Origin of the sequence: Staphylococcus carnosus, from assembly GCF_900458435.1 — a bacterium.
Lineage (GTDB): Bacteria > Bacillota > Bacilli > Staphylococcales > Staphylococcaceae > Staphylococcus > Staphylococcus carnosus.
Map to the genome: position 1 here is coordinate 649,101 of NZ_UHCT01000001.1, position 26,133 is coordinate 675,233.

General features: G+C 36.0%; 25 protein-coding genes. 24 read left to right on the forward strand and 1 reads right to left on the reverse strand.

The genetic code is table 11. From position 1 onward, the window contains the following. Window positions 1–83: 83 nt before the first annotated feature. The 24 genes from DYE31_RS02795 to DYE31_RS02910 all read left to right on the forward strand — a co-directional run bounded on the left by DYE31_RS02795 (window position 84) and on the right by DYE31_RS02910 (window position 24,730). Window positions 84–872, forward strand: coding sequence for an amino acid ABC transporter substrate-binding protein (locus DYE31_RS02795; protein ID WP_015901152.1), 789 nt, complete (start codon window positions 84–86; stop codon window positions 870–872). Continuing rightward, a complete protein-coding gene (locus DYE31_RS02800; protein ID WP_041613021.1) occupies window positions 856–1,590 on the forward strand; it encodes an amino acid ABC transporter permease in 735 nt (244 codons plus the stop codon). Before DYE31_RS02795 ends, DYE31_RS02800 begins: the two co-directional genes overlap by 17 nt. Beyond that, on the forward strand, window positions 1,587–2,324 hold the full coding sequence (locus DYE31_RS02805; protein ID WP_015901150.1) for an amino acid ABC transporter ATP-binding protein: 738 nt from the start codon (window positions 1,587–1,589) through the stop codon (window positions 2,322–2,324). Before DYE31_RS02800 ends, DYE31_RS02805 begins: the two co-directional genes overlap by 4 nt. 208 nt (window positions 2,325–2,532) lie before the next feature. Further along, window positions 2,533–3,132 carry a DsbA family protein gene (locus DYE31_RS02810; protein WP_015901149.1) on the forward strand — a complete coding sequence of 200 codons (600 nt, stop codon included), beginning with the start codon at window positions 2,533–2,535 and terminating at the stop codon, window positions 3,130–3,132. Between the two features lie 232 nt (window positions 3,133–3,364). After that, on the forward strand, window positions 3,365–4,483 hold the full coding sequence (locus DYE31_RS02815; protein WP_015901148.1) for an NAD(P)/FAD-dependent oxidoreductase: 1,119 nt from the start codon (window positions 3,365–3,367) through the stop codon (window positions 4,481–4,483). Then, window positions 4,477–5,808, forward strand: coding sequence for a nucleoside recognition domain-containing protein (locus DYE31_RS02820; RefSeq protein ID WP_015901147.1), 1,332 nt, complete (start codon window positions 4,477–4,479; stop codon window positions 5,806–5,808). Before DYE31_RS02815 ends, DYE31_RS02820 begins: the two co-directional genes overlap by 7 nt. 24 nt (window positions 5,809–5,832) lie before the next feature. After that, window positions 5,833–6,747 carry a CobW family GTP-binding protein gene (locus DYE31_RS02825; RefSeq protein ID WP_115314357.1) on the forward strand — a complete coding sequence of 305 codons (915 nt, stop codon included), beginning with the start codon at window positions 5,833–5,835 and terminating at the stop codon, window positions 6,745–6,747. Window positions 6,748–6,870: 123 nt separating this feature from the next. Next, complete coding sequence (locus DYE31_RS02830; protein ID WP_015901145.1) at window positions 6,871–7,386, forward strand: YceI family protein; 516 nt, start codon at window positions 6,871–6,873, stop codon at window positions 7,384–7,386. A 143-nt stretch (window positions 7,387–7,529) separates the two neighbouring features. Continuing rightward, the gene (locus DYE31_RS02835; protein ID WP_015901144.1) at window positions 7,530–8,000 is read left to right on the forward strand and encodes an SRPBCC family protein; all 471 of its coding nucleotides are present in this window, start codon (window positions 7,530–7,532) and stop codon (window positions 7,998–8,000) included. A 109-nt stretch (window positions 8,001–8,109) separates the two neighbouring features. Beyond that, window positions 8,110–8,298 carry a hypothetical protein gene (locus DYE31_RS02840; RefSeq protein ID WP_015901143.1) on the forward strand — a complete coding sequence of 63 codons (189 nt, stop codon included), beginning with the start codon at window positions 8,110–8,112 and terminating at the stop codon, window positions 8,296–8,298. A 217-nt stretch (window positions 8,299–8,515) separates the two neighbouring features. After that, window positions 8,516–9,346 (forward strand): formate/nitrite transporter family protein, encoded by an 831-nt coding sequence (locus DYE31_RS02845; RefSeq protein WP_015901142.1) that lies wholly within the window; start codon window positions 8,516–8,518, stop codon window positions 9,344–9,346. 127 nt (window positions 9,347–9,473) lie between these two features. After that, a complete protein-coding gene (locus DYE31_RS02850; protein ID WP_015901141.1) occupies window positions 9,474–10,196 on the forward strand; it encodes a sirohydrochlorin chelatase in 723 nt (240 codons plus the stop codon). Then, window positions 10,197–10,652 (forward strand): precorrin-2 dehydrogenase/sirohydrochlorin ferrochelatase family protein, encoded by a 456-nt coding sequence (locus DYE31_RS02855; RefSeq protein ID WP_015901140.1) that lies wholly within the window; start codon window positions 10,197–10,199, stop codon window positions 10,650–10,652. A 3-nt stretch (window positions 10,653–10,655) separates the two neighbouring features. Then, window positions 10,656–13,061, forward strand: coding sequence for a nitrite reductase large subunit NirB (gene nirB / locus DYE31_RS02860; protein WP_015901139.1), 2,406 nt, complete (start codon window positions 10,656–10,658; stop codon window positions 13,059–13,061). A gap of 2 nt (window positions 13,062–13,063) precedes the next feature. Continuing rightward, window positions 13,064–13,378 carry a nitrite reductase small subunit NirD gene (gene nirD / locus DYE31_RS02865; RefSeq protein ID WP_015901138.1) on the forward strand — a complete coding sequence of 105 codons (315 nt, stop codon included), beginning with the start codon at window positions 13,064–13,066 and terminating at the stop codon, window positions 13,376–13,378. Then, window positions 13,369–14,322 carry a uroporphyrinogen-III C-methyltransferase gene (cobA, locus tag DYE31_RS02870; RefSeq protein ID WP_015901137.1) on the forward strand — a complete coding sequence of 318 codons (954 nt, stop codon included), beginning with the start codon at window positions 13,369–13,371 and terminating at the stop codon, window positions 14,320–14,322. Before nirD ends, cobA begins: the two co-directional genes overlap by 10 nt. A gap of 292 nt (window positions 14,323–14,614) precedes the next feature. Next, window positions 14,615–18,289: a nitrate reductase subunit alpha gene (locus DYE31_RS02875; RefSeq protein WP_015901136.1), complete on the forward strand. Its 3,675-nt coding sequence runs from the start codon at window positions 14,615–14,617 to the stop codon at window positions 18,287–18,289. Then, a complete protein-coding gene (gene narH, locus DYE31_RS02880; RefSeq protein ID WP_041613020.1) occupies window positions 18,279–19,856 on the forward strand; it encodes a nitrate reductase subunit beta in 1,578 nt (525 codons plus the stop codon). The genes DYE31_RS02875 and narH overlap by 11 nt, the downstream gene beginning before the upstream one ends. Then, entirely contained in the window at window positions 19,849–20,424 is a 576-nt protein-coding gene (gene narJ, locus DYE31_RS02885; protein ID WP_015901134.1) for a nitrate reductase molybdenum cofactor assembly chaperone, read from the forward strand. The genes narH and narJ overlap by 8 nt, the downstream gene beginning before the upstream one ends. After that, complete coding sequence (gene narI, locus DYE31_RS02890) at window positions 20,417–21,100, forward strand: respiratory nitrate reductase subunit gamma (protein ID WP_041613019.1); 684 nt, start codon at window positions 20,417–20,419, stop codon at window positions 21,098–21,100. Before narJ ends, narI begins: the two co-directional genes overlap by 8 nt. A 15-nt stretch (window positions 21,101–21,115) precedes the next feature. Continuing rightward, complete coding sequence (gene nreA, locus DYE31_RS02895) at window positions 21,116–21,583, forward strand: nitrate respiration regulation accessory nitrate sensor NreA (RefSeq protein ID WP_015901132.1); 468 nt, start codon at window positions 21,116–21,118, stop codon at window positions 21,581–21,583. After that, entirely contained in the window at window positions 21,561–22,604 is a 1,044-nt protein-coding gene (nreB, locus tag DYE31_RS02900; protein WP_015901131.1) for a nitrate respiration regulation sensor histidine kinase NreB, read from the forward strand. Before nreA ends, nreB begins: the two co-directional genes overlap by 23 nt. A gap of 17 nt (window positions 22,605–22,621) precedes the next feature. Further along, a complete protein-coding gene (gene nreC / locus DYE31_RS02905) occupies window positions 22,622–23,275 on the forward strand; it encodes a nitrate respiration regulation response regulator NreC (RefSeq protein ID WP_015901130.1) in 654 nt (217 codons plus the stop codon). A 288-nt stretch (window positions 23,276–23,563) separates the two neighbouring features. Further along, on the forward strand, window positions 23,564–24,730 hold the full coding sequence (locus DYE31_RS02910; RefSeq protein WP_015901129.1) for a nitrate/nitrite transporter: 1,167 nt from the start codon (window positions 23,564–23,566) through the stop codon (window positions 24,728–24,730). Between the two features lie 137 nt (window positions 24,731–24,867). On the opposite strand, the gene DYE31_RS02915 is transcribed toward DYE31_RS02910, so the two are convergent. Beyond that, a complete protein-coding gene (locus DYE31_RS02915; RefSeq protein ID WP_015901128.1) occupies window positions 24,868–26,067 on the reverse strand; it encodes an FtsW/RodA/SpoVE family cell cycle protein in 1,200 nt (399 codons plus the stop codon). Between the last annotated feature and the right edge of the window lie 66 nt (window positions 26,068–26,133).

Here is a 26,133-nt window from a genome sequence, read left to right on the forward strand (position 1 = left end):
TTTTAAATATTGACGGATAGGGGCGCATGGCTTAAAATTAATGTTATTCCGATGAGAATGATAAGGATAAAGGAGAAAAGGTTATGAAGAGAATATTATTAACTGTTTTGACAATCGTATTAACAGTAGCTTTGGCTGCATGTGGCAACGGTTCAAGTGATAACAAATCATCGAAATCTAAAGATGATAATAAAACATTAGTGGTAGGTACAGAAGGGACTTATGCACCTTTTACATACCATGATAAAAAAGGAAACTTAACAGGTTACGATATTGATGTAACAAAAGCTGTAGCGAAAGAAATGGGATACAAAGTTAAGTTTAAAGAAACACAATGGGATTCTATGTTTGCTGGCCTTGATTCAGGTCGTTTCGATATGATTGCCAACCAAGTTGGTATCAATAAAGATCGTGAAGCAAAATATAAATTCTCTAAACCATACACTTATTCATCAGGTGTATTAGTAGTGAACAAAGATAACAAAAATATTAAATCATTTGATGATGTTAAAGGTAAAAAATTAGCACAAACATTCACTTCTAATTATGGTGAACTTGCAAAATCTAAAGGTGCTGAACTTGTTAAAGTAGATGGCTTTAACCAAGCAATGGATTTATTACAATCACATCGTGTTGAAGGTACTTTCAATGACAGCTTATCTTACTTAGATTATAAGAAACAAAAACCTGATGCAAAAATCAAAGAAATCAAAGGTAACGCAGAAAAAAGTAAAACTGCTTTCACTTTCACTAAAAAAGAAGACGATGCAACAATTAAAAAAGTAAATAAAGCATTAGACAAATTAGAAAAAGATGGCGAACTAGCTAAAATCGGTAAGAAATGGTTTGGTCAAGATGTTTCTAAAACTTAATGCGATCGTTTTGAATGAACAGCAGTTACATGCATTAGATGCAGCACGACAAGCGTTCCTTCCTATGTTAGGCGGATTGATTAAGTACTCAATCCCTATTACTTTAGTAACATTTGTTTTAGGTTTGATTATTGCGTTATTTACAGCTTTAATGCGAATCAGTACAAGTAAGATTTTGCGAGGTATTGCAAGAGTATATGTATCTATTATTCGTGGTACACCAATGATTGTACAATTATTCATTATATTCTATGGATTGCCGGAACTTGGCAGATTAGTTACGAATAACCCGGATACGCAGTGGACATTACCTTCTGTCGTAGCGGCAATTATTGGATTATCTTTAAATGTCGGTGCATATGCTTCTGAGATTATCCGTGGTGGAATTATTTCAATACCAAAAGGCCAGTCTGAAGCGGCATATTCAATTGGGATGAATTATCGCCAAACAATTCAGCGCATTATCCTACCGCAAGCTATTCGTGTCTCAGTACCGGCACTCGGTAATACATTCCTCAGCTTGTTGAAAGATACATCTTTATTAGGATTTATCTTAGTAGCTGAGATGTTCAGAAAAGCACAAGAAGTTGCTTCAACAACATATGAATATTTAACAATTTATATTCTTGTAGCTTTATTATACTGGGTTGTTTGCTTTATCATTTCAGTGATTCAATCCTTCTATGAATCCTACTTAGAAAGAGGGTATCGTTCATGATTGAATTGAAAAATATTAAAAAATCCTTCGGTGATAAAGAAGTTATTAAGGGTGTCGACCTTAATGTAAATGAAGGTGAAGTTGTAACATTAATTGGACGTTCTGGTTCTGGTAAAACAACTTTACTGCGTATGATGAATGCATTGGAATTACCGACTGAAGGTCAAGTTTGGGTGAATGGTGAAACTTATACGAATAATGATAAGAAATCACAAATTCGCGTACGCAAACAATCAGGTATGGTATTCCAGAACTATAATCTTTTTCCACACAAGACAGCTATTGAAAATGTAATGGAAGGTCTTATTGTTGTGAAAAAGATGAATAAGCAAGATGCAAGAAAACGTGCTGAATCATTGCTTGAAAAAGTAGGATTAACGAATGTTAAAGATCAGCACCCGAGCGCTTTATCAGGTGGACAACAACAACGTGTTGCGATTGCAAGAGCTTTAGCAATGAATCCAAAAGTGATGTTGTTTGATGAACCAACTTCAGCACTTGATCCAGAACTTGTAAATGAAGTATTGCGGGTTATTAAAGAACTTGCACGCGAAGGTATGACAATGGTTATTGTCACGCATGAAATGCGTTTTGCGAAAGAAGTTTCAGATAAAACCGTATTTATTCATGAAGGTGTCATCGGTGAAGAAGGGAAGCCTTCTGAAATATTCGAGCATCCGAAATCAAAGGATCTGCAACGTTTCTTAAATGTAATTCAAGAACAAGAAATTTAAATTCCAACTCTCGATTTATTCTATATAAGTCGAGAGTTTTTATTTTGTCATAATTTCACATAGCACATCATAACGATACAGTGTATGATGAAGTTTGAGAGAGTTTAGAGAAAAAGAATAAACACTATGAATTGGAAACATGATTTAAGAATGAAGAATATCGATTCAAGTGGATAGAGAACAATTAGGATCGAGGCGTATTTTATTTATGAAAAAATTAGCATTATTAGTTTGCATTGGTATTATCGCTGCTGTATTACAAGGATGTTCACAAAAAGACCCTGATTTAAATAGTAAAAATGGAAAAATCAGAGTTGTAGAATTTGCTGATTATAAATGTCCGTACTGTAAAAAAGTAGAAGATAATATCATGCCGAAATTAGAAAAAGATTATATTGATAAAGGCAAAGTGGATTATCAAATGGTTAATGTGGCTTTTTTAGGTAAAGATTCTATTATTGGTTCACGTGCAGGTCATGCGGTAAAAAATATTGCACCTAAACAATATTTAGATTTTCAAAAGAAAATTTTTGCTGTACAACCTGATACAGAAGACCATAAGAAACCTTGGATTAATGAAAAACTGTTAGACAAGTTAATCGATGGATTAAAAATCTCTAATAAACAAAAGGCAGATATTAAAAAAGACTATAAAACAAAAAACAGTAAATCTTGGAAAGATGCTGAAAAAGATAAAGCATTTGCTAAAAAGAAAAATATTGATACTGTACCTGTAGTTTTTGTGGATGGTACCAAATTGGATGATCCGTATCATTTTAAAGAATATAAAGATTTACTAGAAAAATAAAGCAGTTTAAAGACGATAAGACTGACACATTTAAAAATATTGTGTTGGTCTTTTTTTATTTTAGAAACAAGCAAAAATACGGGTAAATTAAAGTGAACACAAGTACCAATCTTGTGTAAAGGATGGCTAAGTGCTAAAATACACAAGTATAAAACATAACGATTACGATTTATTATTGAGGATTGAAATCTAACACACGATTGTAGATATATAAGGAAAGGAAGTATTTTTTATGCAACATTATCGCATAGCAATTATAGGAGCAGGAGCAGCTGGAATCGGAATGTCTATTGCCTTTCAACAACTAGGATTAGACAACGAAGACATGGTTGTTTTAGATAAAGGTAAAATTGGACAATCATTTTTAAATTGGCCGAAATCTACACGTACAATTACGCCTTCATTTACAACAAACGGCTTTGGTATGCCAGACATTAATGCAGTTTCTACTGAAACTTCACCAGCTTTTACATTTAATGAAGAGCATATTTCAGGAGAAACTTACGCAGATTATTTGAAGACGGTCGCAGAATATTATGAGTTGCCTATTCAAGAAAATACACCTGTTAAAAATATTGAATTTGTGGATGGACACTATGAAATACAAACAGAGCATGGGTTAATTACAAGTGAATATATTTTTGTTGCGACAGGTGACTTTTCATTTGCGCGTAAGCCATTTAAATATGGACAACATTATAGCGAGGTTGAAGATTTTACAAAAATGCCTGGAGAAGAATATGTCATTATCGGTGGTAATGAAAGTGCTTTTGATGCTGCGATTTGCATGGCTGAACAAGGAAAACAAGTTTCGATTTATACGCATACTACAGGATTAGAACAAGACAATGCTGACCCTAGTATCAGATTGTCGCCATATACACAACAACGTCTGCAACAGGTTGTGAAAAATGGTGCTGCTATAGAATTGAATGTAGGTTATACTGCTTCAACTATCGATTTCTCAGACATGGATCGCAAATATGTAGTGAAGTTCAACAATGGAAAACAAGTTGCAACACGTAATGAACCTATTTTAGCTACAGGTTTTGATGCAACAACTAATCCGCTAGTCCGTCAATTGTTCAGTACAGCCGACGGTGAAATTGAATTAACTGAACTTGATGAGTCTACTCGTTATCCGAATGTTTTCCTTATAGGGCCAACAGTACGTCATGCTGATGCGATATTATGCTACATTTATAAATTCCGCTCTCGTTTTGCAGTACTTGCAGAACAAGTAATGGAACGAGAAGCATTAGAGGTGGATCAAACCGCTCTAGAAACATATAAAGCTAATAATATGTATTTAGATGATTATAGCTGCTGCGAAGTGGATTGCTCATGCTAGAAGTTAAATTCAATTTAGCAACAGGTCAGAGTACACCTATCCCAGAGGAACCGCACAGTTTGAAACTTACTCACTATGATCGTTTGACAACTGGCCAGCAGTTTTTGCTGCGCCAGTTTATTTTACGGAGACAAATTCATGCATCACCTTATAAAACAGTAGAATCAGATGCACAGACAACACAATCTGATTTTAGAAAGTTGAAAGAATATATAGAAGAAAGTCGTCAACACCATCCTAATATGAAAGATACAGTACTGGGATGGCTCATTATATTTTTAATGTTCGCATTACCAATTTACTTGGCTTATCATTTTTCAGATTGGCTGCAAAGCACATATGTAACACAATGGATTGACCAGATGACTAAACAAGCTCATACACCTTATCAATGGATAAACCATATTCTTTATGGAGATTACGGGGTACTGTCTCTCGGTATTTATTCTCTTGTATGGGCACTACCTGTTGTTGTAATGATAGGAATATCTACTGCAGTCATTGATCAAACTCATCTCAAAGAATATGTAGTATGGTCGATTGAACCTACAATGAGAAAGATTGGCTTAGATGGACAAGATATTATTCCTGTACTTGAAGGATTTGGTTGTAATGCTGCAGCGATTACACAAGCAAACAGTCAATGCAGCAGTTGTACAAAAGAAAATTGTATGAGTATTATCAGCTTTGGTTCTTCATGCAGTTATCAAATAGGTGCAACACTTTCGTTATTTAGTGCGGCACACCATTCTTGGCTTTTTGCGCCTTATTTATTACTCGTTTTTGCAGGTGGAATTCTGCACAATAAATTATGGTATAGAAAACCGACAACATTTCATGTAACACCCCCAATTTATCGTTCGAAATTACAATGGCCGAAAGGTAAGCCTCTTCTTAACCAAATTTGGGGTACGATTCAGATGTTCCTACTGCAAGCATTACCGATTTTCATCGCGATTTGTATTGTTGTCAGCATCTTATCACTTACACCGATACTAACAATTATTTCAGGTGTGTTTACACCATTGTTAGCATTATTGCATATACCAGACACAATGGCACCTGGCATTTTATTCTCTATGATACGTAAAGATGGTATGCTGCTGTTCAATTTCGATCATGGTGCTGTATTGCAATCGTTAACACCAGCCAGCTTATTAGTACTTGTATTTTTCAGTTCTACATTTTCTTCATGTATGGTCACAGTTTCTATGATGGTGAAGCATTTGGGATTGAAAAAGGGCGCTGGTATCGTAGGTCATCAAATGACGACAGCTGTCATCTGTACATTGTTTTTAGCACTTATAGCTGGTATTTTAATTTGATATCAATAAAGAGAGGAATTCAATATGGATATTGTTATACTTGGCGGCTTTTTGGGTGGCGGTAAAACAACGACACTCAACAATTTAGTTAAACAAGCCATTGAACATGAATTAAAACTTGCAATTATTATGAATGATTTCGGTAAAACGAGTGTTGACCGTTATCTTGTAGACCAATCAGTTCCTATGGATGAAATTATTGAAGGATGTATTTGCTGCGCAATGAAAGGTGACGTATCGAGACAGCTCCATCAAATCTATCTTGATTATCAACCTGATGTTGTTTTTGTAGAGTGCAGTGGGATTGCAGAACCGCAATCCGTTATTGATGCTTGCTTAACCCCTGCATTAACACCGATTTCAACAATTCAAGCTGTGGTTGGTGTGGTTGATGCATCGCTCTATGCAAAACTTGAAACTTATCCAGGTGATATGCAGAAGTTGTATTATGAACAACTAGCACATTGTTCTCATCTTTTCGTTAATAAAATCGATTGCTGTGAAACAGAAGCAGTTGCAACGATTTATAGTGATCTTAATGTTTTGAATCCAAAAGCAGAAATCACAATAGGCAGTTATGGACATATTGAGAGTGATTTATTTAAAAAAGAAGCTATAACTGAGCGGCAATCATTAGAAAATGAAGATTCATCTTGTAAAGTATCTCAACACAGACATCATGATGGAATAGGTCATCGTTATTTTGAATTTGATAATGCAATTGCTTTAGAACAATTGGTGGAGTGGTTGGAAAACTTGCCGCAATCTATTTATCGTGTGAAAGGATTCATTCGCTTTAAAGAACACCCTGATACACAATTGGTTCAGTATAGCGCTGGACAAGTAGAAATCTCACCTATCAGTTTAAAGTCAAAAGTACAAAATTATTTAGTTGTAATCGGCAGTCATTTAGAAAAACTTGAAACTCCAATCATTTAAAGTCGTAATTAGGGTGCAATTCGGGTAAATAAAAAAAGAGTTCGATCAAAAGAACTTTATTGTTGATATATTTTTTGTATCTGGTATACTAATTATACAAACAGATTATTGGAGGTTTCATTTATGACTAAATTTACTTTTGATCCAGCGCACTCTTCTATCGAATTCCAAGTTAAACACTTAATGGTGTCTAAAGTGAAAGGCAGCTTTACACAATTCAATGCAGAACTATCAGGTGACTTAAACGATTTAAGTTCATTAAAAGGTTCAGCATCAATTGATGTTAAATCTATCGATACAAACCAAGAAGATCGTGACAACCACTTACGTACAAACGATTTCTTTGATGTAGATAACTATCCTGAAGTAAAATTCGAAATTAAAGATGTTACAAAAGATAAAGTAACAGGCGATTTAACAATTAAAGGTACAACACACGAAGAAACATTCGATCTTGATTTCGAAGGTGTCAGCAAAAACCCATTAAACGATACTAACGTAGCAGGTTTCACAGTATCTGGTAAAGTAGACCGCGAAAAATACGGTATGTCATTTAACCAAACATTAGAAACTGGCGGCGTATTAATCGGTAAAGATGTTAAATTCGAAGCAGACTTAGAATTTATCGTTGAAGACTAATTTTTAATAAATGGACTGTAGTGCAGTATATAGACTGTGCTGCAGTCTTTTTTCTTTTTATTGGAAATTAGCGTTCAGGGTATATCATAATAAAAGCAGAACTTTTTAAAACATTATTACTAAAAAAGAGGAAGTGAAGATAAGTGGCAATTGAAAGAGAGGGCAATAAAATTATTTTCAGTCGTGTATTTGATGCGCGAATCCAAGATGTATTTAATGCATATACAACAAAATCAAAGTTTGAGCAATGGTTTCATCCGAAAGGTGCAAGTACAGAAGTCTATGATTTTGATGCAAGACCAGGAGGTAAAAACTTCTTTAAAATTAATGCACCAGATGGTCAAAGTTATACTGTTATGCAATATGATGAAATTGAAGCACCATATAAAATTATCTATCATGACTATTTCGCAAACGAAAAAGGTCAAATCAACCCTAATATGAATGGTATGAAAGTGGAAATTTATTTCGAGTCTAAAGGTGATGAAAAAACAGAAGTGAAATCTATTTCTATTATGCCGACAGAACAATCAGCACAACAATTGCTTGATATGGGTGTAGAAGAAGGCATGGAAAGTACTTTAGATCAGTTAGAGGGATTACTTAAAAAGTGATGGGAATTCCCTGATTTCTGCTTCATCTCGTTTCGCTTCTCAAATGAAAGTGCTACACTATAAATGAGAAAAGACTTGATTTGTTTTTGAGATAAAGAGGTGAAAAGGAATGAACGAACGTTACGTTAAAGTCGTTATTCTGTATGTTTTAAGTACATTAGTACCTTCTGTTTTATTTAGCTCTAAATGTGTATCTAACAGCTTCTTAAAATGGTTCTTGCGTACAATTGCAGGATGCGGCATCTTTTCTGCTGGCTTGAAGTTTATGGTCAAAAGAAAAAATAAAAAGCAAGCTTAATAATAGAGAAATGAAGCGGCAGATTGTCGCTTCATTTTTTTTTGTTGAGATAATCAACAAATGAAATAATTTTTGTATGTTAAGAAACAATATAGTAAGAATGCGTTGAAATTTATAAATGATTATGACAAATTTTTAAATTTTACTCTATGCACAGAGATTAAATAATAATATACTATATCTATCTCAAAATGATATATAGGGGGAAGTATTTTTTATGGTTATGCAAAATCATAAAACGGTTGAAGATACATATGCTTCACGTGAGACAATGAACAGTGTAGTAAGTTCATCTCAAATGAAATCAGTCATGTTGAGTAAAACGCCAGTGCGTTATTTTCTCAAAGCGATGATGTCAGGTTTCTTATTGTCAATCGTGGCAGTATTCATGTTAGCAATCAAAACACAACATAACGGTATCAATGAAGGTACTATTAACTTATTAGGGGCTATTGCTTTTAGTTTAGCCTTGGTATTAATCGTTCTTACACATTCTGAGTTACTGACAAGTAACTTTATGTATATGACAGCTGGTGCATATTATAAATCAGTTCCAATCGGTAAAATTGTTTGGTTATTTACAGTATGTTTCATCGGTAATATCGTCGGGGGATTTGTACTTTTCGGATTATTGAAATTTACAAGCGTGATGACACCAGAAATGGTTACAGCTTTAACAAAAATTGTTGATAAGAAAACGACACTTGGTACTTGGGATGGTATTTTAGTAAAAGCCATCTTTGCCAACTTCTTTATCAATATTGGTATCTACGTATCTATTCAATTCAAAGAAGGCTTGTCTAAAGCATTCTTTATCGCATGCGGCGTAGTAGTCTTCGTATTTATGGGATATGAACACGTTGTTTATAACGCTAACTTATTCTCAGGTATGATGTTCTATAACTTAGATGCATTATCTTGGATTGATGTTTTGAAAAATATCGTTTGGGCATTTGTTGGTAACTATATCGGCGGCGGTATTTTCGTAGGTCTGTTATATGCTTTCTTTAATGGAAAAAGAAACCATTACATCGACGAACAAAAATAATTGAAACTTGTTAGGGAATCCCCTCAGAATTGAGATAAGGGGATTCCCTATTTTTATAAAAAGTTGTGAATACATTCACATAAAAATTTAAAATAAGGTACAATGCAATTAAAGGGGGATACACATCATGTCGCAAACGATAATCGTGATGCATGGTATGAGACGTGGTAAGCAAAATCAATTATTAATGGAAGAACTAGAACATGTAGGCAAACAGGTAAATGGAGAATTTGATGTCGCATTTATTGAAAGCGATGAATTATCTTTACCGCAAGTTATACGTAAGTATTTAGCAGAAGGCGAGCATTATTTTACCATCGTGCCTTTGCTTTTATTTTCTGGCCGACATTATTTAGAAGATATACCAACCATCATGAAAGAAATGCAGTTGATGTTTCCAGGAAGTATTCATTATCAAATTCGTCAGCCCCTTTGTTATCATCCAGCACTGACAAACTGGATTCAAAAACGAATTGATGCATGGAAATATCAAAATAATTCGAATTCTGCGATTGTATTAATTGGTCATGGAAGTCCATTTTTGACAGAACCTGATGATGAATTAAATATGTTGAAAGAAAAGTGCCAAACAGAGTGTCCAGTTTATACAATGATGTTTTATGGAGACTTGCAGTTTGAAAAGCTTTTACCAGAAATGAAAGATAACTATGAACATATTTTACTCATCCCAGTGTTTTTCTATGATGGATTCTTAGTCAATAAAATCAAGAAGAAAATTAATGATATCAAGGGCAACTCAGATATGACGATTGCACATGCATTAAATTTCGAACCAGAAATAGATGAGATGTTGGCAGCGCGATTAAATGAAGTTAAGGAGTTTTCTTAAATGTATCCAATACAACTTAATTTGAAAAATAAACGTGTCGCACTGATAGGCGGTGGTCGTATTGGTTTTCGTAAATTCAAACAACTTGCTAAAGCAGATTGCGGCGAAGTAACAGTTATCAGCAAAGCGTTTTGGCCAGAATTTTTCGAACATTCTTATCCTGGCATTAAATTGATTACAAAAGATTACGATAAAGAAGATATAGCAGATGCAGATGTTGTGATTATCGCGACGGATTCACAAGAAATCAACGATAAAATCAAACAAGATACTACGCCTCAGCAATTAGTAAACCATACGGGTGATAAATCACAATCAGATTTTTTCAATATGATAGAATTTGATTTTGAAGATTTAGCCATCAGTGTGCGTTCAAACGGCGGGGATTATAAAAAAGTAAAACAAGTTTCAAAAGCGATAGAAAAGTATTTACAGGAAGAATATGGGAGGGAATAACGGATGTCTAAACAACGATTAGTTATGATCGGAAATGGGATGGCCGGAGTAAGAACAATTGAGGAAATTATAGATCGAGATCCTGATAAATTCGATATTACAATTATTGGGAAAGAACCATATCCGAACTATAACCGTATCATGTTATCTAATATTTTACAGAAAAAGATGACAGTTGAAGAAACGATAATGAATCCTTATTCATGGTATGAAGAAAATGGTATTGCATTAATTACTGGAGAAAAAGCAACACGTGTTAATCGTGAAAAACATATAGTAGAGACTGAAAAAGGTCGCGAGATTCCTTATGATATCTGTATTTTCGCAACAGGTTCTAAAGCATTTGTATTACCAATTCCAGGACATGAGTTACCAAGTGTAATCGGTTGGCGTACAATCGAAGATACTGAACGTATGATTGAGATTGCACAAGATAAAAAAGAAGCCACTGTTATCGGCGGTGGTTTGCTTGGTCTTGAATGTGCTCGAGGATTATTGGATCAAGGTATGAATGTCACAGTTGTACATCTTGCTGAATGGCTGATGGAAATGCAATTAGACCGTCAAGCAGGAGATATGCTGCGTGAAGATTTAGAAAAGCAAGGCATGAAATTTGAACTTGGTGCTAATACAAAAGAAATTATCGGAAACCAAGATGTAGAAGCGATTCGTTTGGCGGATGGCCGCGACCTGCCTGCTGATTTAGTTGTTATGGCAGTAGGTATCAAACCATTTACACAAGAAGCAATTGATTCTGGCATCGATGTTGAACGCGGTATTGTCGTAGATGATTTTATGCGTACAAGTGATCCTGAAATTTATGCAGTTGGTGAATGTGCACAACATAACTGCAAAGTTTATGGTTTAGTTGCGCCTTTATATGAACAAGGTAAAGTATTAGCTGATCATTTAACAGGTCGTCCTACTGAAGGTTATCAAGGTTCTACAACATTTACTTCTTTGAAAGTGTCTGGTTGTGATTTATATAGCGCAGGTCAAATTCAAGAAGATGATGAAGTCGAAGGTGTAGAAATTTATAACAGTCATGATCATGTCTACAAAAAAATCTTCTTAAAAGAAGAAAGAGTTGTAGGGGCTGTCTTATATGGTGATACAGATGACGGCACACGTTTCTTCAATATGATGAAAAAGCGTGAACCGATTGAAGACTATACACTTGTCTCTCTTTTACAAAAAGTAGGAGAAGAAGCGGTATCTACAGTTGCTGATATGGATGACAGCGAGACAATTTGTGGTTGTAACGGTGTATCAAAAGGGAAAATTGTCAGTGCGATTGTTGAAGATGGTTTAACTTCAGTGGCTGAAGTGACTAAAGCAACAAAAGCAGGTAATTCTTGCGGTAAGTGTAAACCGCAAATCGGTGAATTATTAGAACATACATTAGGCGGTGCTTTTGTAGCATCTAAGCCAGCTGGTATTTGCGATTGTACAGAATTAACACGTGATCAAATCGTAACGCAAATTCGTGCCAAAGGTTTAAAAACATCGAAAGAAGTACGTCATGTTCTAGACTGGAAAAATAAAGGCGGTTGTCCGAAGTGTCGTCCAGCTATCAACTATTATTTGAATATGGTTTATCCTCATGAACATGAAGATGAAAAAGCATCACGTTTTGCAAATGAACGATACCATGCCAATATTCAAAATGATGGAACATTCTCTGTTATCCCACAAATGCGCGGTGGTGTCACAAATCCTGATCAACTTATACGTTTAGGTGAAGTTGCGAAGAAGTATGATGTGCCATTGGTAAAAGTAACAGGTTCCCAACGTATCGGTTTATATGGTATTAGCAAAGAAGACTTGCCGAAGGTTTGGAAAGATTTAGGTATGCGTTCAGCCTCTGCATATGCTAAGAAAACACGTTCTGTTAAAAGTTGTGTCGGTAAAGAATTCTGTCGTTTCGGAACACAATATACAACACGTCTTGGTATTCGCTTAGAAGAAACGTTTGAATATATCGATACGCCGCATAAATTTAAAATGGGTGTTTCTGGTTGTCCGCGTAGCTGTGTTGAATCTGGTGTGAAAGACTTCGGTGTAATCGGAGTAGAAAATGGTTTCCAAATTTATATTGGCGGTAACGGCGGTACTGAAGTAACGAAAGGTCAATTCTTAACTACAGTAGAAACTGAAGAAGACGTGATTCAATTATGCGGTGCTTATATGCAATATTACCGTGAAACTGGTATATATGCGGAACGTACTGCACCTTGGTTAGAACGTATGGGCTTTGAAAATGTAAAAGAATATGTTTTGGATCCTGAACGTCAAAAAGCATTATATGATCGTATCATGGATGCCAAACGTGCTGTGGCAGAAGAACCATGGTCAGAAATTGTTAATGATCAAGCAGATCAAAAAATCTTTAAAGTAGAGAAGGTGTAAGCATGCGAGCAATAGAAAAAGTAAGAGTAGCAGCATTAGAGGATTTAACACCTTTAATTGGTACAAAAGTTCTCGTACGCGATAAAGAAATTGGATTGTTTTTAACAGAAGACGGTAGAATTTTTGCGGTTAATAATGTTTGTCCGCACAAACAAGGTCCTTTATCAGAAGGAACTGTAAGTGAACATTCAGTATTTTGTCCACTTCACGATCAACAAATTGATTTAGAAACAGGCCTTGTTCAAGAACCGGATACGGGTTGCGTTGAAACATATGAAGTCGAAATCATCGATGGAGATGTATATTTATGTCTGTAAGTCCAACCGGCCATGTTTATCTTATCGGAGCGGGTCCAGGAAACCCGAACTTATTAACACGTAAGGCTGAACATCTTATTCGAACAGCGGATATCATTTTGTATGACCGCTTAGTTAATCCATTTATCTTACAACTTGCACCACCTGAAATAGAGATTATTGATGTTGGCAAAAAGCCCTATAGCAGACACATTCAACAAAGTGAAATTAATGAAGTATTATTAGATGCTGCTTACAAACATCGAAATGTTGTCCGTTTAAAAGGTGGAGACCCTGCAATTTTCGGCAGAGTTCATGAAGAAGTAGATATTTTAAAAGAACACAACATTCCTTGTGAAATTGTACCAGGCATTACGACAGCCAGTGCAGCAGCTGCAACGCTCGGTGTCGGACTGACTTGCCGTAATGTCTCAACAAGTGTGACATTGACGACAGGCAGTTTTAAAGGATCTGAAGAACAAGAGATTGATATTGCTTCTTTAATTGATGGCGGCACATTAGCCATTTATATGGGAATCAAACGTTTGCATACGATAATTACTCAAATCTATAAGCAAGTGGGTAAAGATTATCCGATTTGTGCAGTGTTTGATGTATCTTATGCGACACAAAAAGTTATCACTGGCCACCTTTCTGATATTGAGAAAAAAGTACAAGCCAATGCACCAGAAGATGCACCTGGTATATTGCTTATTGGTGATGCATTAGAGTATGCGGATGAAAATACACATATTCAGTTGGAAGAAACATCAAAATATTTCGGTAAAGAATGTATCGTAACCGGACCAAGAGAAGCAGCAATTGAAAAAGCATTTGAAATATATGATGCAGGCGGCTGGTGTATGATAGATCCGAACAGCGATGACCATTATCATCAAAGTCAATTAGATTTGATTTATCGTTATATGCAAGTGAATGACAATACAATCATTGTAAAAGCATAGTAAGTATAAAACGGGCTGAGGCCCGTTTTTTTATGCGTATTTTTATACAAGTTGTGCCTAAGTATATTGCTGGTCGGTAATGACAGAAGAATCCCAAACAATATACTGTTAAATCTATGTATATCTTTTTAACACCAAGTGCAATAAAAGTAGGGAATACCCCTAGGCATATAGGAGAATCCCTAATACCTGAAACACTCATCAAAATATACAATTAAATTAAGTCGAAAAAGCAGTCACTGATAATTGAACAGCTAAGTGTGCAACGTAATTTGATGAGAGGATGTTATATATGGCGAAATTTGGAATGAACTTTTTTAAGCCAACTGAAAAATTTAACGGCAATTGGTCGGTTTTAACAGATAAAAGCAGAGAATGGGAGAAAATGTATCGTGAACGTTGGAGTCACGATAAAGTCGTACGTACAACGCATGGCGTGAACTGTACAGGTTCATGTTCTTGGAAAGTATTTGTAAAAAATGGGGTTATCACTTGGGAGAACCAACAAACAGATTATCCAAGCTGCGGACCGGATATGCCTGAGTTTGAACCGCGCGGATGTCCACGTGGGGCGTCATTTTCTTGGTATGAATATAGTCCGCTTCGCGTACGTTACCCTTATATGCGCGGCAAGTTATGGGAACTTTGGACCACAGCACTAGAAGAACATGAAGGAAACAACATTGCTGCATGGGCTTCAATCGTAGAAGATCCTGAAAAGGCAAAGATTTATAAAAATGCACGCGGTAAAGGCGGACACATGCGTGTGTCTTGGAAAGATGTATTGCAGCTGATTGCAGCACAATTATTATACACAATTAAAAAAGACGGTCCTGACCGTATCGCTGGTTTTACACCTATCCCAGCAATGTCTATGTTGAGTTATGCATCAGGTGCACGATTCATCAATTTAATGGGTGGAGAAATGTTAAGTTTCTATGATTGGTATGCAGATTTACCACCAGCTTCACCGCAAATTTGGGGTGAACAAACAGACGTTCCTGAATCTAGTGACTGGTATAACGCTAACTACATTATTATGTGGGGCTCTAACGTACCATTAACACGTACACCAGATGCGCACTTTATGACTGAAGTACGTTATAAAGGAACAAAAGTAGTTTCTGTCGCACCAGATTATGCTGAAAACGTAAAATTTGCAGATAACTGGTTAGCGCCGAACCCTGGTACAGATGCTGCGGTAGCACAAGCGATGACACACGTTATCTTACAAAAATATTATGTAGATGAACCTTCAGAAATGTTTGTCAACTATGCGAAACAATATACAGATATGCCATTCTTATTAATGTTTGATGAGCATGAAGGCGGCTATAAAGCAGGACGCTTTTTACGTGCAAGCGATTTAGGTATGGAATCTGAAAATAATGAATGGAAACCAGTTATTGTTGATAACGAATCCGGTGAAATCATTGTTCCGAACGGTACTATGGGACAACGTTGGGAAGAAGGCAAACAATGGAACTTGAAATTAGAAAATGAAGATGGTTCTAAAGTAGATCCTGCGTTGTCAGTTGCTGAAGGTGAACATGACATCGATATCATGAAATTCCCTTATTTCGATAATGCAGGTAATGGTATTTTCGAACGTCCGATTGCATCTCGAGAAGTGACATTAGCAGACGGTAAGAAAGTCAAAGTAGCAACAGTTTATGACTTAATGACAAGCCAATATGGTATCCGTCGTTTCAACCATGAACTTGAAGCTAAAGGTTTCGATGATGCTGAAACACAATATACACCAGCATGGCAAGAAGCAGTAGCAGGTGTGAAGCAAGATGTGATTACACAAGTAGCAACAGAATTTGCACAAAATGCAATCGATACAGGCGGTCGCTCAATGATTATCATGGGTGCCGGTATTAACCACTGGTTCAACTCAGATACGATTTATCGTGCTGTCTTAAACTTAGTTATGCTTTGCGGCTGCCAAGGTGTTAACGGCGGAGGCTGGGCGCACTATGTAGGACAAGAAAAATGTCGTCCGATTGAAGGATGGAGCACGATTGCGTTCGCTAAAGACTGGCAAGGTCCGCCGCGTCTGCAAAATGGTACAAGCTGGTTCTATTTCACTACGGATCAATGGAAATATGAAGAATCAGGTGTTGATAAATTAGCTTCACCGCTTGCAGGTGAACTTAAACATAAACACCCTGCAGATTATAACGTTACTGCAGCACGCTTAGGTTGGCTGCCATCTTATCCGCAATTTGATACAAATAGTTTGAGATTTGGAGAAGATGCGAAAGAAGCGGGAGAATTCACAAATGAAGAAGTATTGAAACGTGCCGTAGAATCTGTAAAAAGTCGTGAAACTAAATTTGCGGTTGAAGATCCAGATTTACGTACGAACCATCCGAAATCACTATTCATTTGGCGTTCTAACTTGTTATCAAGTTCTGCTAAAGGTCAAGAGTATTTCATGAAACATATGTTAGGTACAAGTTCTGGATTATTAGCTGAACCGAATGAAGAAGACAAGCCAGAAGAAATGATTTGGCGTGATGATGTACAAGGTAAATTAGATTTAATTGTTGCACTAGATTTCCGAATGACTTCAACGCCGCTTAAAGCAGATATCGTTTTACCTGCTGCGACATGGTATGAAAAACATGACTTATCATCAACAGACATGCATCCATTCGTACATCCATTCAATCCAGCAATTGATCCATTATGGGAGTCTCGTTCTGACTGGGATATTTTCAAATCATTGAGTCAGACAGTATCTGAAATGGCAAAAGTTTATATGCCAGGTACTTACAAAGATGTGGTGACATCACCATTAGCACATGATTCAAAACAAGAAATTGCCACACCTTACGGCAAAGTGAAAGACTGGACAAAAGGTGAAGTTGAAGCGATTCCTGGAAAAACAATGCCGGGCTTTGCAGTAGTAGATCGTGATTATACCCTTATTTATGACAAATATGTCACTGCTGGACCTTTATTAGAAACAGCAAAATTAGGTGCACATGGTGTCAGCTTCCCAGTTAAAAAACAATATGAAGAAGCAAAAGATATTGTAGGTACTTGGAGTGACGGCACAATTAAAGATGGTCGTCCAAGAATTGATACTGCAAGACGTGCAGCAGATGTTGTTTTAAATATTTCTTCAGCAACAAACGGTGAGTTATCTCAAGCGTCTTATAAAGATTTAGAAGAAAAAACTGGAATGCCTTTAACAGATATTTCGAGTGACCGAAGTGCTGAAAAAATTACGTTTATGAATATAACATCTCAACCACGGGAGGTTATTCCGACAGCAGTATTCTCAGGTTCAAACAAAGGGAACAAACGTTATTCACCATTTACAACAAATATTGAACGTCTCGTACCATTCCGTACATTAACAGGACGTCAAAGTTATTATTTAGATCATGAAATCTTCCAGCAATTCGGTGAAAGCTTGCCGGTATACAAACCAACTTTACCGCCAATGGTATTTGGTACAAAAGATAAACAAGTTATCGGCGGACAAGACAATTTAGTTTTAAGATATTTAACACCGCATGGTAAATGGAATATCCACTCTACTTACCAAGATAACCAGCACATGTTGACACTATTCCGTGGTGGACCAACAGTATGGATTGCTAAAGAAGATGCAGAAGCACACGATATTCACGATAATGATTGGTTAGAAGTTTATAACCGTAACGGGGTTGTAACAGCGAGAGCCGTTACTTCACACAGAATGCCTAAAGGGACAATGTTTATGTATCACGCACAAGATAAACACATTCAAACACCAGGATCTGAAATTACAGGATTACGTGGCGGTTCACATAACGCGCCAACTAGAATCCATTTAAAACCGACACAATTAGTCGGAGGGTATGCGCAAATCAGTTACAGCTTCAACTATTACGGTCCAATTGGAAACCAAAGAGATGTTTATGTAGCAGTGAGAAAGATGAAGGAGGTAGATTGGCTTGAAGATTAAAGCACAAGTAGCCATGGTATTGAACTTGGATAAGTGTATCGGATGCCATACATGCAGTGTGACATGTAAAAATACTTGGACAAACCGTCCAGGTGCAGAATATATTTGGTTCAATAATGTAGAAACAAAACCAGGTGTCGGTTATCCGAAACGTTGGGAAGACCAAGAACACTATAAAGGTGGATGGACATTAAATAAAAAAGGAAAATTAGATTTGAAAGCAGGCAGCAGATGGTCAAAAATTGCTTTCGGTAAGATTTTCTATAATCCAGATATGCCGGTCATCAAAGACTATTATGAACCATGGACTTATAACTATGAACATTTAACAACAGCTAAAGCCAGCAAACATTCTCCTGTCGCAACTGCACATTCAGTTATTTCTGGCGATAAAATTGATTTGCACTGGGGACCTAACTGGGAAGATGATTTAGCAGGCGGTCATGTTACAGGACCTGAAGATCCTAACATTCAACGTATTGAAGAAAAAATTCAATTTGATTTTGACCAAACATTTATGATGTATTTACCTCGTTTATGCGAACATTGCTTAAATCCTAGTTGTGTAGCATCTTGTCCTTCTGGTGCAATGTATAAACGTGATGAAGACGGTATCGTCTTAGTAGACCAAGATGCTTGTCGCGGGTGGCGTTATTGTATGACAGGTTGCCCTTATAAAAAAGTGTACTTCAACTGGAAAACAAATAAAGCTGAAAAATGTACATTCTGTTTCCCAAGAGTTGAAGCAGGGATGCCGACAGTTTGTTCTGAAACTTGTACAGGACGTATGCGTTATTTAGGTGTTTTATTATATGATGCTGATCGTGTACATGAAGTTGCTTCTTGTGAAAATGAACAGGATTTATACGAAAAACAATGTGAATTGTTCTTGAATCCTTATGATGAAGATGTGATTGAACAAGCGAAAAAAGATGGCATCACAATGGATTGGATTGAAGCAGCACAAAACTCTCCAGTCTACAAATTAGCAATTGAATACAAACTTGCATTCCCATTGCACCCTGAATATCGTACTTTGCCAATGGTTTGGTATTGCCCGCCATTAAGTCCGATTATGAACTACTTTGAAGGTAAAGATTCTATTAAAAATCCTGATGCAATCTTCCCTGCCATTGAAGAAATGCGTTTGCCGATTGAATACCTTGCCAGCTTATTGACTGCAGGTGATACAAAATCTGTGAAAGAAGCATTACAACGCATGGCGATGATGAGAAGTTATATGCGTGCACAAGTTACAGGTAAGGAATTTGATACAGACCGTTTAGCACGTCTTGGTTTAACTGAGCGTCAAACAAAAGATATGTATCGCTTATTAGCAATTGCTAAGTACGAAGATCGTTTCGTGATTCCGACTTCTCATAAAGAAGAATATATGGACACTTATGCAGCACAAGGCAGTCAAGGTTATACATTCGGTGATCAAATGAATGGAACTGGCAGCGGAAGCGGTTGTGAAGGCTGTGGTGCACCAGTTGCTATGAAACCGGGACAAACTGGACAAGAAGCTTACAACGAAAGCTTTTATGGAGGGATTTTCCGTGATTAACTTAGATAACTTTTATAAATATCAAGAATCAATCGGTTATTTCGCGCAACAATTGAACTTTCCAGAAAAATTAACATTCCATCCTAAAACTTTTAATGATATTTTTGATACAAACCACCCAGCATACGCTGAGGTGGTAGCGTATCGTGATCAAATTCAAAGTTATACATTAACAGAAATCAAACAACTTTATACAGATACTTTTGATTTTAATAAACAAGCACCGCTTTATATGACTTACAATAAATTTGATACACAAAAAGAACGTGGTCAAATGTTGGCTAAATTAAAAGTACTTTATGAAATGTTCGGATTAGAGATGGTAGATAATGAATTATCAGATTACCTGCCTTTGATGCTTGAATTTTTATATGCAGCACAATGGCAAAATGATGATCGTGCAGAAGGCAATATCGAATTCATCATTATGGTTATTGAAGATGGTTCTTATGCGATGCTCCAACAACTTAGAGAGATAGATAGTCCGTATGCCCCTTTAATTAAGGGTTTAAGAGAGACTTTAAAATTATGCTTACAACCGAGCGAAGAGGTGAGCCATCATGCTTAATCAGTTTTTATGGGTGATTTATCCATACTTGTGTGTTGCTATTTTTATCATTGGCCATATTGCACGTTATCGATATGATCAATTTTCATGGACAGCCAAATCAAGTGAATTTATTGAAAAGAAACGTTTGAAGTGGGGAAGCTTATTATTTCATTTAGGTATTATTCCTGTTGCAGCAGGTCACTTTGTCGGACTCGTCATTCCAGCTGCTTGGTTAGAAGGTATGGGTGTTAATAATCATATTTATCATATTGGTGCAGTTTATATCGGCAGCTTATTTGGTTTTATGGTCTTAATTGGTATGATTTTATTAACATATCGCCGTGTATCTATTAAAAACATCAGACGTTTAAGTTCTGCTTCTGACATGGTAGTCAACTTCTTTTTACTTGTGATTATCTGTATGGGATTATATTCTACACTTGTAACCAATGCGATATCACCAGAATTCGATTACAGACAAACCATTTCTATTTGGTTCAGACACTTGTTTACATTTAATCCGAATGCAAGTTTGATGACAAATGTGCCTTGGTCATTTAAACTGCATATATTCTTAGGTTTTTCTATTTTTGCATTATGGCCATTCACACGTTTAGTTCACGTGTGGAGTGTTCCATTATCTTATGCAAACAGAAGTTATATTATTTATCGTAAAAATAAAGCAAGAACATAATAGTGAGGGGGAGAGATGTTGAATAGTGTAATTGCTTCAGATTACTTTGATTACCAAGATGCTTTGGATGAAATCAGAGAAACAGAGAAATTTGATTTTGCAGCGATTGCATTGCCAGAAGATGGATTGCATAGTGCGGTCATTAAATGGAAATATGCTTCCGGCAATATCAACTACCGCTATCGAATGATTGTTTTAAGACCAGGAAAAGGTTTGGCTGGTCTGGTAATTCGAACGGGCTCTAGAAAGATTGTCGAAGATGTAGATGCTGAATTAAGTCAAAATGACAAATTAGGTTATCCGATTGTTTTGAGTGAAGCACTAACAGCAATGGTGGCTATCCCATTATGGAAGAATAATCGGGTTTATGGTGCATTGTTATTAGGACAACGCGAAGGTCGTCCTTTACCGGAAGGTAGCACGACGTTTCGTATTAATCAACGGTTAGGGAGTTTTACAGATGAAATCAATAAGCAACCGTGATAAATTACAAGATTTATTAACGCAGTATTATCTGAATACCAATGAAAAAATGGTTTTCTTAAATAGTACAGGGGAAGTTATTGCATTAAATGAAGCAGCAGAAGAAGTTTTTGCAGATGACAATGACTATTCTCAAATGACGAATGCAGTTTGTCGCAGATGTGAAGGATATTCAAATGAATATGATATTATGTCTTGTGAAAACTGCTTTTTAGAAGCCTTAGAAATAGGAAAAGGCAGCTTCCAAGTATTTATACGCACAAAAGACAATAAAATCCAACCTTATACAGCATCTTATGAATTGATTGATCATGAAAAAGGAATTTATGCATTTACATTACACAACGTCTCTCCGCAAATTCAGCGTCAAGAGCGAATGTATCAACGGAAAATGATGCAAAAAACAATTTCAGCTCAAGAAAATGAAAGAAAACGTATCTCAAGAGAGTTGCATGACGGCATTGTACAAGAACTAATCAATGTCGATGTTGAACTGCGTTTATTAAAATACCAGCAAGATAAAGATGAGTTAATAGATAATTCAAAACGGATAGAAGGTATCATGTCTCGCTTGATAGATGATGTTCGTAATTTATCAGTAGAATTACGTCCGTCATCTCTTGATGATTTAGGTTTAGATGCTGCTTTCCGTTCTTACTTTAAACAATTTGAAAAAAATTATGGCATCCATGTAAATTATCATACTAATTTTTCTGCACAACGCTTCGATAATGAAATTGAAACTGTGGTATATAGAGTAGTGCAAGAAGCATTGTTTAATGCTTTAAAATATGCACAAGTCGATATAGTTGAAGTTTCACTGCAATTGAATGAAAATAATATTATTGCAGAAGTGAGTGATCGGGGTGTCGGGTTTAAACGGGGAGATGATCCTAAAGGAACAGGGTTAGGTTTATTCGGCATGAATGAACGTGCAGAATTGGTGAATGGTACAGTTAATATAGATTCTCAGATCAATCGCGGCACCATTGTAACATTGGAAGTTCCAATAACTGATTAACGATAGGAGACTTTAAGTTGAAGATAGTGATTGCAGATGATCATGCAGTTGTAAGAACTGGATTCTCTATGATTTTGAATTTTCAAGATGATATGGAAGTCGTAGATACAGCTGCAGATGGTGTAGAAGCTTATCAAAAAGTGATGCAGCACCAACCGGATGTTTTAATTATGGATTTAAGTATGCCTCCAGGTGAATCAGGTCTTATTGCTACAAGTAAAATTGTGGAAAGTTTTCCTGATACTAAGATTTTAATTTTAACGATGTATGATGATGAAGAGTATCTATTCCATGTCTTGCGTAATGGTGCTAAGGGTTATATTTTAAAAAATGCACCAGATGAACAACTCATATCTGCCGTTCGTACTGTTTACCGCGGCGATACGTATATTGATCCTAAAATGACCACTTCATTAGTTAATGAATTCGTCAATAATACAGGTCAAGATGCTAATAGTACGAATGATCCATTCCGTATTTTGTCTAAAAGAGAATTAGAGATTCTCCCGTTGATTGCAAAAGGCTATGGAAATAAAGAAATTGCCGAAAAACTGTTTGTGTCAGTTAAAACAGTTGAAGCGCATAAAACACATATTATGCAAAAATTGAATTTAAAATCAAAACCTGAATTAGTAGAGTATGCTTTGAAGAAAAAGTTACTTGATTTTTGATGAATTTTTGGAATCTGTCGATAAAGACAGGTTCTTTTTTTATTGTTGAATTGTGGCAAAAATGTGACTGTAAACGCTGGTATGACAAGGTTTAGACCTATTAAACACCTATTAGGGAAAAGCCGAATCTTTTAAGGGAAAGCCCTTATGTTCAATCTTTCACACGACCTATAAAATATAAACTATAAGCAGTATCTTAGAATATTAAAAATAACTTCGACTCAAAGTGAAATAATGCACTGAGGTACTGCTACTCTTTTTTGATATGAAAATGTTAGGGTGAAAAAAATGAACAAATCAAAAGGCGGTTTACAATTAACAGTCCAAACTTTAAGTTTGGTAGCCGGCTTTATGGTGTGGAGCATCATTGCACCATTGATGCCGATGATTTCACAGGACATTAAAATTACAAGTTCTCAAATTTCAATTGTACTTGCAATTCCTGTTATTTTAGGATCGGTTTTACGTATTCCATTTGGTTATTTAACTAATATAATTGGCGCTAAATGGGTTTTCTTTTCTAGTTTTATCATATTATTATTCCCGATTTTCTTGCTTAGTCAAGCGCAATCAGTGAACATGCTGATGTTAGCAGGATTTTTCTTAGGTGTTGGCGGCGCAGTCTTTTCAGTAGGTGTAACTTCAATTCCTAAGTATTTCCCTAAAGATAAAGTAGGATTAGCAAACGGTATTTATGGAATGGGGAACTTAGGTACAGCGGTATCTTCATTCTTAGCACCTCCGATTGCTGGGGCAATCGGCTGGCAATCAACTGTCAGATTATACTTAATTGTGATGGCAGTATTTGCGATTGTCATGTTCTTCTTAGGTGATGCTAAAGAGCCTAAAGTTAAAATTCCTTTAGTAGCACAAACAAAAGATTTACTTAAAGATTTAAGAACATACTATTTAAGTTTTTGGTACTTTATTACCTTTGGTTCATTTGTAGCATTCGGTATCTTCTTACCGAAATACTTAGTCGATCATTATGAATTGACTACAGTAGATGCAGGTATACGTGCAGGTATCTTTATTGCGATTGCTACATTCTTAAGACCTCTTGGCGGTATTATCGGTGATAAAATTGATGCTGTAAAAGCACTGAAAGTAGACTTTTTATTTATGATTATCGGTGCAATTATTTTAGGTATTGCCAATGATATGATTTTATTCACAGTAGGATGTTTAACAGTCAGTGTGTGTGCAGGTATTGGAAATGGATTGGTATTCAAACTTGTACCTCAGTACTTCCAAAAAGAAGCGGGTGTCGCAAACGGTATTGTTTCAATGATGGGAGGACTTGGAGGTTTCTTCCCACCACTTGTTATAACATATGTAACAAGTATCACTGGAACAAGCCACTTAGCTTTTATCTTCTTAGCATTGTTTGGTGTCTTAGCCCTTGTAACGATGTGGCATTTAAGCAAGAAAAATCGTTCGCTTGCATATAAATAAGAACGATATGGATGAATGAAAATGTAAATATTGGAAACGTATGGGCCATCAATCAGAAATGTTGATGGCCCATAGTTATACTCTAAGCAGAACGTTGTGAGATAGTTGAAACTCGTGATTGTTCTGCTTTTGTCGTGTTATTTAATGGTATGTATTTTTTGATTTGATGCACGATCGCGATTGATTTTACGTGTCGTCATAATTAGAACCGCAAAAGCAATACTGACACTCAACATTGATGAACCACCATAACTCAGCAGTGGTAATGTAACACCTGTTAAAGGAATTGTACCAGACACACCGCCGATGTTAACGAAGGCTTGAATGAAGATATAACTGCCAATACCAATACAAATCAACTTATAAAAGTGATTAATTGTACGACCAGCATAGATTAAACTCTTAACGACTACCCAGCCATAGAGTCCTAGAACTATCAATACGCCTAGTAATCCCAACTCTTCTGATACTACAGTGAAAATAAAGTCAGTGTGAGGTTCTGGCAAATAACCGAGCTTTGAGACACCGTTGCCGAGTCCTTTGCCGAATAAACCGCCATTACCAATTGAAATTAAAGCGCTTGTAAGTTGATATCCTTCATTATTTTCATATTGAAACGGATTTAAGAAAACAGCGATTCGTTTCAATCTGTAGATGTTTTTGGCATCGAATAATAATGTATAAACCAAATAAAGTATAACGGGTGTGACAGCGATACTGAAAATCTGCATTTTGATTTTATTTTTAATATCAGAATAAAGTAAAATACATACGATAATCGCAACGGTCAGCATTGTTCCGCCTAAATCACCTTGCAAGAGTACTAAGATGAGAGCAACAACTAGCAATAACAGTGGTGGAAGTAATTCTGAGACTTGGTAATCTTGTTGCTTACTCAACTTTCTATCGATGATATAAGAGAAGTAAAAAATAGATGCGAGTTTTAAAAATTCTGAAGATTGAAGGCTGAAAAATCCTAAATTCAACCAGTTTTTGGAACCGTTGATTTCTTTACCAATGAGTAAAGTTAATGCTAATAAACCAAAGGTAATCAGTAACATGACAAATTGAACTTTCGGAGATTTGAAGAAATCAATTCTAACAACAAGAGAAAATAAGATGATTAAAACCCCAATCATAAAATAAACAGCTTGGCGTTTCATGAAATGATTGCTGGCAACAGGATAGCCGCCGGTTAAAGATCCTTTTGAAGCGGGCACCATGCTGGCACTATACACCATAACAATACCTATTAATCCGAGCAGGATAAAGGTTACGATCAAACTCAAATCTACACCTTTAGTTGCTTTTCGCAACGCTCTGAGAAATTGCTTCAACTCTAGTCACCTCTAAGATTGTTTTTTTCTTAAATGCGATATGGAATATAAATGCATTAAATACCT

Coding starts and splice junctions, on each gene's coding strand:
- narI (WP_041613019.1), top strand. CDS start 20,417: ATGCTTAATCAGTTTTTATGGGTGATTTATCCATACTTGTGTGTTGCT.
- DYE31_RS02815 (WP_015901148.1), top strand. CDS start 3,365: ATGCAACATTATCGCATAGCAATTATAGGAGCAGGAGCAGCTGGAATC.
- DYE31_RS02820 (WP_015901147.1), top strand. CDS start 4,477: ATGCTAGAAGTTAAATTCAATTTAGCAACAGGTCAGAGTACACCTATC.
- nirD (WP_015901138.1), top strand. CDS start 13,064: ATGCGAGCAATAGAAAAAGTAAGAGTAGCAGCATTAGAGGATTTAACA.
- DYE31_RS02845 (WP_015901142.1), top strand. CDS start 8,516: ATGGTTATGCAAAATCATAAAACGGTTGAAGATACATATGCTTCACGT.
- DYE31_RS02810 (WP_015901149.1), top strand. CDS start 2,533: ATGAAAAAATTAGCATTATTAGTTTGCATTGGTATTATCGCTGCTGTA.
- DYE31_RS02875 (WP_015901136.1), top strand. CDS start 14,615: ATGGCGAAATTTGGAATGAACTTTTTTAAGCCAACTGAAAAATTTAAC.
- DYE31_RS02795 (WP_015901152.1), top strand. CDS start 84: ATGAAGAGAATATTATTAACTGTTTTGACAATCGTATTAACAGTAGCT.
- DYE31_RS02805 (WP_015901150.1), top strand. CDS start 1,587: ATGATTGAATTGAAAAATATTAAAAAATCCTTCGGTGATAAAGAAGTT.
- DYE31_RS02855 (WP_015901140.1), top strand. CDS start 10,197: ATGTATCCAATACAACTTAATTTGAAAAATAAACGTGTCGCACTGATA.
- DYE31_RS02830 (WP_015901145.1), top strand. CDS start 6,871: ATGACTAAATTTACTTTTGATCCAGCGCACTCTTCTATCGAATTCCAA.
- DYE31_RS02825 (WP_115314357.1), top strand. CDS start 5,833: ATGGATATTGTTATACTTGGCGGCTTTTTGGGTGGCGGTAAAACAACG.
- nreA (WP_015901132.1), top strand. CDS start 21,116: ATGTTGAATAGTGTAATTGCTTCAGATTACTTTGATTACCAAGATGCT.
- nreB (WP_015901131.1), top strand. CDS start 21,561: ATGAAATCAATAAGCAACCGTGATAAATTACAAGATTTATTAACGCAG.
- DYE31_RS02910 (WP_015901129.1), top strand. CDS start 23,564: ATGAACAAATCAAAAGGCGGTTTACAATTAACAGTCCAAACTTTAAGT.
- DYE31_RS02850 (WP_015901141.1), top strand. CDS start 9,474: ATGTCGCAAACGATAATCGTGATGCATGGTATGAGACGTGGTAAGCAA.
- nirB (WP_015901139.1), top strand. CDS start 10,656: ATGTCTAAACAACGATTAGTTATGATCGGAAATGGGATGGCCGGAGTA.
- DYE31_RS02800 (WP_041613021.1), top strand. CDS start 856: ATGTTTCTAAAACTTAATGCGATCGTTTTGAATGAACAGCAGTTACAT.
- DYE31_RS02840 (WP_015901143.1), top strand. CDS start 8,110: ATGAACGAACGTTACGTTAAAGTCGTTATTCTGTATGTTTTAAGTACA.
- cobA (WP_015901137.1), top strand. CDS start 13,369: ATGTCTGTAAGTCCAACCGGCCATGTTTATCTTATCGGAGCGGGTCCA.